Source organism: Micromonospora sp. NPDC003776 (assembly GCF_053605645.1).
This window is the reverse complement of sequence record NZ_JBSGJR010000406.1, coordinates 1-6,559: the sequence shown is the minus strand read 5'-3', so window position 1 is coordinate 6,559 and position 6,559 is coordinate 1. Positions and strand designations below refer to the sequence as shown.

Annotated in this window: 7 protein-coding genes; 5 read left to right on the top strand and 2 right to left on the bottom strand. The window is 73.8% G+C overall.

Annotated features, from left to right (window positions below; translation table 11 throughout):
* Positions 1-61: 61 nt before the first annotated feature.
* Together ACWEVO_RS26360 and ACWEVO_RS26355 are read right to left on the bottom strand one after the other, a co-directional pair.
* Positions 62-910 carry an alpha/beta hydrolase gene (locus tag ACWEVO_RS26360; protein WP_452310194.1) on the bottom strand — a complete coding sequence of 283 codons (849 nt, stop codon included), beginning with the start codon at positions 908-910 and terminating at the stop codon, positions 62-64.
* Positions 911-950: 40 nt separating this feature from the next.
* Positions 951-1,691, bottom strand: coding sequence for a TetR/AcrR family transcriptional regulator C-terminal domain-containing protein (locus tag ACWEVO_RS26355; protein WP_452310193.1), 741 nt, complete (start codon positions 1,689-1,691; stop codon positions 951-953).
* Positions 1,692-1,797: 106 nt separating this feature from the next.
* Here ACWEVO_RS26355 and ACWEVO_RS26350 point away from each other — a divergent pair, with 106 nt between their 5' ends.
* The 5 genes from ACWEVO_RS26350 to ACWEVO_RS26330 all read left to right on the top strand — a co-directional run.
* Positions 1,798-3,258 (top strand): MFS transporter, encoded by a 1,461-nt coding sequence (locus ACWEVO_RS26350; protein ID WP_452310192.1) that lies wholly within the window; start codon positions 1,798-1,800, stop codon positions 3,256-3,258.
* A gap of 114 nt (positions 3,259-3,372) precedes the next feature.
* Positions 3,373-4,266 (top strand): ABC transporter ATP-binding protein, encoded by an 894-nt coding sequence (locus tag ACWEVO_RS26345; RefSeq protein ID WP_452310191.1) that lies wholly within the window; start codon positions 3,373-3,375, stop codon positions 4,264-4,266.
* A gap of 29 nt (positions 4,267-4,295) precedes the next feature.
* The gene (locus ACWEVO_RS26340; RefSeq protein WP_452310190.1) at positions 4,296-5,099 is read left to right on the top strand and encodes an ABC transporter permease; all 804 of its coding nucleotides are present in this window, start codon (positions 4,296-4,298) and stop codon (positions 5,097-5,099) included.
* Positions 5,100-5,129: 30 nt separating this feature from the next.
* On the top strand, positions 5,130-6,278 hold the full coding sequence (locus tag ACWEVO_RS26335) for a sensor histidine kinase (RefSeq protein WP_452310189.1): 1,149 nt from the start codon (positions 5,130-5,132) through the stop codon (positions 6,276-6,278).
* Positions 6,279-6,282: 4 nt separating this feature from the next.
* Positions 6,283-6,559, top strand: a 277-nt coding sequence (locus ACWEVO_RS26330; protein WP_452310188.1) for a response regulator, incomplete at its 3' end; no start/stop codon positions are given.

Genomic DNA, 6,559 nt, shown 5'->3' with positions numbered 1-6,559 from the left:
TTTGCGTCGAGTAACCGGCGTGTGCCGACGCAAACTCCTTGATCAACGCGAGCAAGGGGGGTCAGTGGCGGGGGGCCTCGGCGACCACGGTGGGGGAGAATTCGTTGGCGGCCTCGACGGCCCATTCGAGGGCGAAGTCCGCTTCCGCCTCCCAGCCCGGCTCGCCGCCGACGAAGTGCGACCGGCCGGGGTACAACCGATAGCTGGTGATCGCGGTCGAGCCCCGGTAGAGGTTGGCGTTGGCGGCCACCACCGACGGCGGCACCACGTGGTCCTCGCCGCCGGCGGTGAGCAGCAGCGGCGCCCGGTCGGACCGCTTCTTGTTCACCTCGGTCGCCGCGTCCGGGTTCAGGTTGGCGAACGCCGCCTCGAAGAGCACGTGACCGGCGCCGGGTACGGCGTACCGATCCCAGGCCGCGTCCGACTGCTCGGGGCTGATCGTGTTGCCGAAGGCGTACCGGAAGTCCTCCTTGGAGAACGGCACCGCGCGGTGCCGGTTCGCCGGGTTGTGCAGGATCGAGTACGCCGAGCGCAGCGTGGCGCGCGGCAGCTTCAGCACGCCCTTGATCTGGGCGGGGTGGATGCCGACGCCGGCGGCGCCGAGTCTCCGGTCCAGCAGCAGTTGCGTGATCAGGCCGCCGAAGGAGTGGCCCATGATGATCGGCGGTCGGGGCAGGTTCCGGACGATCCCGGCGTAGTGGTTGACGATGTCGGTGATCCGCTGACGGGCGATCGGCGTGGGGTCCGCCCGCAGTTCCTCGACCTCCCGGTCCATCCCCGGCCAGGCCGGGGTGAGCACCCGGAAACCGCGCGCCGCGTACCGTTCGGCCCACTTCTCCCAGCTGCGCGAGGTCATCCAGAGTCCGTGGATCAGCACGACCGTGTCGACCCGCCCCGTCGGTACCCCCATGGCCCGGCCCCCGTTCCGCGTTGTCGGACGAGTGCGTCGGTTACCCGGCCCGGTCGCGCTCACTCCCGGCCGGGGGCTGCCCGGCGACGCCCTTGATGAGCAGGTCGAGCCCGAACTCGAACCGGGTGTCCCCGTCGCCGTTCATCAGCTCGTCCACGTGCTCCCGCAGGTGTGGATAGCTGCCCGCCGGAAGGCTCCGGTAGTAGTCGGTGAGCTGGGTCCGCAGCCGGGCCCACCAGGCCTGCTGGTCCTGGCCGGAGGCGCGCACCTTCTCCGCGTACAGGGCGCCCTCGTAGGCGTCTCCGGCGATGTAGAGGAAGAGCCGGTCGAGAAACCAGGCCGCCGGCTGGGCCGGTACGCCGCCGGCCCGCAGGATGGCCAGCAGCCCGTCGGTGACCCGCAGCGCGTTCGGTCCGCTCGGAATGGTGGCCAGTGAGGCCAGTGCCAGCTCGGTGTGCGTGGCGTAGACCCGGTACGCCTGCCGGGCCACGTCCCGGACCTGTTCCGTCCAGCGGTCCGGGTCCGGCTCCGGCACGGTGATCTCCGCGCTGGCCCGGTCCACGAGTAGTTCGAGTAGCTCCTCGCGGCCGGAGACGTGGGCGTAGAGCGAGGCGGGGCCGGTGCCCAGCTCCTGCGCCACCCGGCGCATGCTCAGCCCGCCCAGCCCCTCGCGGCTGATCACGGCGAGGGCGGCGTCGACCACCGCCGGCTGGCTCAGCGCCTGTCGGGGCGCGCGGCCACGGGGTCGGGTACGCCAGGGCGGGGCGGGCTGTTCGCTCACGGACGACCTCCGGATCGGGGACTCGAACATCGTACTTGCCGCGAACGCCGTTCGTTGATAGAACGGTGTTCGTCAACGAACAGTGTTCGCAGCAGCGGAGGACGTGATGACGACCGAACTGAGCTCACCGGCGCCGCCCGGCGGGGCCGGCGCCGAACCCGCCGGCCACCCGTGGCGTTGGTACGCCCTGGCGGTGATCCTCGCCGCCGAGGTGATGGACCTGCTCGACGTGCTGGTCACCAACTTGGTTGGACCGGCCATCCGGGCCGACCTCGGCGGCTCGCCCACGGTGATCCAGTGGATCGGCGCCGGTTACACCCTCGCGATGGCCGTCGGGCTGGTCACCGGCGGTCGCCTCGGCGACCTGTACGGCCGACGCCGGATGTTCCTGATCGGGGTGCTCGGCTTCACCGCCGCCTCCGCGGCCTGCGCGCTCGCCGGCAGCCCCGGCACGCTGATCGCCGCCCGGGTGGCGCAGGGCCTGTTCGGGGCGGTGCTGCTCCCGCAGGGCCTCGGACTGATCAAGGAGATGTTCCCGCCGAAGCAGCTGGCCGCCGCGTTCGGCGCGTTCGGCCCGGTCATGGGGATCTCCGCCGTCGGCGGCCCGATCCTGGCCGGCTGGCTGGTCGACGCCGACCTCGCCGGCACCGGCTGGCGGGCGATCTTCCTGATCAACGTCCCGCTCGGCCTGCTCGCCGCCGCAGGCGCGGCGCGCTTCCTGCCCGAGTCCCGCGCCACCCACGCCAGCCGCCTCGACCTGCCCGGGGTCGGCCTCGTCTCGCTCGGGGCGCTGCTCCTGGTGTACCCGCTCGTGCAGGGGCGCGAGCACGACTGGCCCGGGTGGGCCTTCGCCATGCTGGCCGGGGCCGCCGTGGTCTTCGCGGTCTTCGCCGGGTACGAGCTGCGCCGGCAGCGCGCCGGGCGGGACCCGCTGGTGGTGCCCACCCTGTTCCGCCGCCGCGCGTTCACCGGCGGGCTGGTCGCCGGCCTGGCCTTCTTCACCGCGCTCGCCGGCTTCTCGCTGGTGTTCAGCCTCTATCTCCAGCTCGGGCTCGGCTGGTCGCCGCTGCGTACCGGCCTCGCCGGGGTGCCGCAGGCGCTCGGCATGGTGGTCGCCTTCGTCATCGCCGGGGCGGGCCTGGCCCAACGGCTCGGCCGCCTGCTCATCCACCTTGGACTGGTGGTGGTGCTGGCCGGGGTCGCCGGGATGCTGCTCACCCTGCACCTGATCGGCGACCACGTCACCCCCTGGCGGATGGCCCCCGCACTGCTGGCGGTGGGCTTCGGCATGGGCCTGGTGATGGCGCCGTTCTTCGACATCGTGCTCTCCGGCGTCGCCGACGAGGAGACCGGCTCGGCCTCCGGCACCCTGACCGCCGTCCAGCAACTCGGCGGGGCGCTCGGTGTCGCCCTGCTCGGCACCGTCTTCTTCGACGCGATCGGGCACGGGGTGTCGCACGCGGTACGGCTCACCCTCGTCGCGGAGCTGGGCCTGCTGCTGGTCACGCTCGTCGGCGCGTTCCTGCTGCCCCGGCGGGCCAGGGAAGGGGTCGGCGGCGGGCACTGACGGACCCGGCCCGGGCGGGACGTCCGCCCGCCCGGCCGGGCCTGACAAATGTCATGGTCCGAAGGTGACGCGCGCTCCGGGGAACCGGACGCCGGGGACCGGACCATCATTGTCATGACCGACACCGCACCGGCCGTCGAACTGGCCGGACTCACCAAGACCTTCGGCCCGGTGACCGCCGTCGACGGACTGAGCCTCCGGATCGAGCCGGGCGAGGTGGTGGCCTTCCTCGGCCCCAACGGCGCCGGCAAGACCACCACGGTGGACATGCTGCTCGGCCTGGCCCGCCCGGACGCCGGCACCGTCCGGCTCTTCGGCGGCACCCCGGGCGAGGCCGTCCGGCTCGGCCGGGTCGCCGCCGTGATGCAGACCGGCGGCCTGCTCAAGGACCTCACCGTCGCCGAGACGGTACGGATGACCGCGCACTTCTACGGCCACACCCGCCCGGTGGCCGAGGTGCTGGAGCGCGCGGGCATCGCCGACATCGCCGACCGGCCGGTGGGCAAGTGCTCCGGCGGCCAGCAGCAGCGGCTGCGGTTCGCCCTGGCGCTGCTGCCGGACCCGGACCTGATGGTGCTGGACGAGCCGACCACCGGGATGGACGTCGAGGGCCGGCGGGACTTCTGGCAGGCGATCCGGGCCGACGCCCGGTCCGGCCGGACCGTCCTCTTCGCCACCCACTACCTCGACGAGGCCGACGCGTACGCGGACCGGATCGTGCTGGTCCGCCAGGGCCGGGTGGTCGCCGACGGGACCACCGCCGAGATCAAGAACCTGGCCGCCGGCCGGCTCGTCCGGGCCACCCTGCCCGGCGCCGACCAGGCCGCGCTGGCCGCGCTGCCCGGCGTGCAGGCGGTCGAGGTACGCGGCGACGCCATCCTGGTGCACACCGAGGACTCCGACGTGGTCGCCCGGCACCTGCTCACCCGGACCGCCGCCCGGGACCTGGAGATCACCTCACGCAACCTCGAGGACGCCTTCCTCGCCCTGACCACCTCCGCCGCCTGACCACCGACGCGCTGAACCGGAGTCCCGAGATGACTGTCACCGCCTCACCCACCACCGCCGCCACCCGGGCCGGGGACCGCCGGCCGCCCGCCCTGGGCGGCTTCTCCACCGCCGTGCTCGGCATCGAGATCCGCCGGGTCCTGCGCAACCGCCGGACCCTGATCTTCATCCTGGTCATGCCGGCGGTCTTCTTCCTGCTCTTCGGAGCGCCGCAGCGCGGCCAGAACCTGGACAACGGCCTGCCGGTGACCGGCTGGATCATGATCAGTCTCGCCGTTTACGCGGCGATGGTCGCCACCACCAGCGCCGGGGCGGCGGTCGCCACCGAGCGGGCGCTGGGCTGGAGCCGGCAACTGCGGCTCACCCCGCTGCGCCCGCCCGCGTACGTGGCGATCAAGGTGGCCACCGCGATGGTGCTCGGCCTGCTGGGTGTCCTGGTCGAGTTCGCCGTGGGCGCCGCCGCCGGGGTCCGGCTGCCACTGCACGTCTGGATCGAGTCCGGGTTGACCGCGTGGATCGGCTCGCTGGTCTTCGCCGCCCTCGGCCTTTTCGTCGGCTACCTCGCCCCGGCCGAGAACGTCATGCAGTTCATGGGGCCCGTGCTGGCGATCCTGGCAATGTTCGGCGGCCTGTTCTTCCCGCTCGACATGCTGCCGCACGTGATGCAGCAGATCGCCAAGTTCACCCCGGTGTACGGTGTCGGGCAGCTCGCCCGGTCCCCGCTGACCGGCGGCGGGCTGGACTGGGTCGCGGTCGGCAACGTCGCCGCCTGGACCGCCTTCTTCGGCCTCGGCGCGGCCCGGCTGTTCCGCCGGGACACCACCCGGGTCTGACCTGCGACGGCGGAGGTTAGCGTGTTCACCGTGGCCCTACCGGCGGAACGCGCCCAGCAGCCGGTGACCCATTGGCGGTTCACCGGCTGGCTGCTCGCCGCGGTCTGGCTCTTCTTCCTCAACATCCCACTGCTCACCGCGCTGCACCAGGCCGAGGTCTGGCGGCGGGTGGTGGGGGCCACGACCCTGGTCGCCTTCGGCTTCTGCTACGTGTGGGTGTTCCAGTGGGCCCGGGCCCACCGGCTGGCGCACCGGGCCATCCCGCTCGGCTCCGCCTGGGCGGCCCTGGCGCTGCTGGTCGGGCTCGGCCTCGCCGGTATCCCGGGCACCGGTGGCGACTGGCTGACCACCCTGGTCTTCGTCGCCGCGGCGGCGGTGTTCCTGCTGCCGAACCGGCAGGCGCTGGCCGTGGTGGTGCTGGCGGCGCTGACGCCGCCGGTGGGCGCCGCGCTGGTGCCCGCCTGGCAGGCGGAGGGCACCGTGACGTTCGCGGTGCTGCTCGCCTCGTTCGCCATGTTCGGGGTGACCCGGCTGACCCAGCGCAACGCCGAACTCCAGGCCGCCCAGCAGGAGATCCGCCGGCTGGCGGTGGCCGAGGAACGGGCCCGTACCGCCCGGGACCTGCACGACATCCTCGGGCACTCGCTCACCGTGGTGGCGGTCAAGGCCGAGCTGGCCGGGCGGCTGCTGGAGCTGGATCCGGCCCGCGCGGCCACCGAGATCGCCGATGTGGAGCGGCTGGCCCGGCAGGCCCTCGCCGACGTGCGTGGCACCGTCGGGGCGTACCGGGGAGTGAACCTGGCGACGGAGCTGGCCGGTGCCCGCTCGGCGCTGACCGCCGCGGGCATCACCGCGGAGCTGCCGGAGACCGTGCCGTCGCTGCCGGCGGAGCGGGACGAGCTGTTCGGCTGGACCGTCCGCGAGGGGGTGACCAATGTGGTCCGGCACAGCGGGGCGCGGCGGTGCGAGATCCGGGTCGGACCGGCGGCCGTGGAGGTCCGCGACGACGGCCGGGGGCCGGCCGGCGAGCCGGGCGACGCGGGGCACGGCCTGGTCGGGCTGCGCGAGCGGGCCCGGCGGCTGGACGCCACGGTCACCGTCGGCCGCCGTCCCGACGGCCGGGGCTTCCTGCTCCGGTTGGCCCTGCCGGCCGCGCCCGGCGAACGGGACGGAGGATGACCGGATGACCGAACCGATCCGGCTGCTGCTCGCCGACGACCAGGCGCTGGTCCGGGGGGCGCTCGCCGCGCTGCTGTCGCTGGAGCCGGACCTGACCGTGGTCGCCGAGGTGGGCCGGGGCGACGAGGTGGTCCCGGAGGCGCGCCGCACCCGGCCGGATGTGGCGCTGCTCGACGTGGAGATGCCCGGCCTGGACGGGATCGCCGCCACCGCGGCGCTGCGGGCGGCCGTGCCGGACTGCCGGGTGCTCGTGGTGACCACCTTCGGCCGCCCCGGCTTCC

What these genes read in the sequence shown, in the direction of transcription:
- ACWEVO_RS26360 (WP_452310194.1), bottom strand. Translation starts at nt 910, where the DNA reads ATGGGGGTACCGACGGGGCGGGTCGACACGGTCGTGCTGATCCACGGA.
- ACWEVO_RS26350 (WP_452310192.1), top strand. Translation starts at nt 1,798, where the DNA reads ATGACGACCGAACTGAGCTCACCGGCGCCGCCCGGCGGGGCCGGCGCC.
- ACWEVO_RS26345 (WP_452310191.1), top strand. Translation starts at nt 3,373, where the DNA reads ATGACCGACACCGCACCGGCCGTCGAACTGGCCGGACTCACCAAGACC.
- ACWEVO_RS26340 (WP_452310190.1), top strand. Translation starts at nt 4,296, where the DNA reads ATGACTGTCACCGCCTCACCCACCACCGCCGCCACCCGGGCCGGGGAC.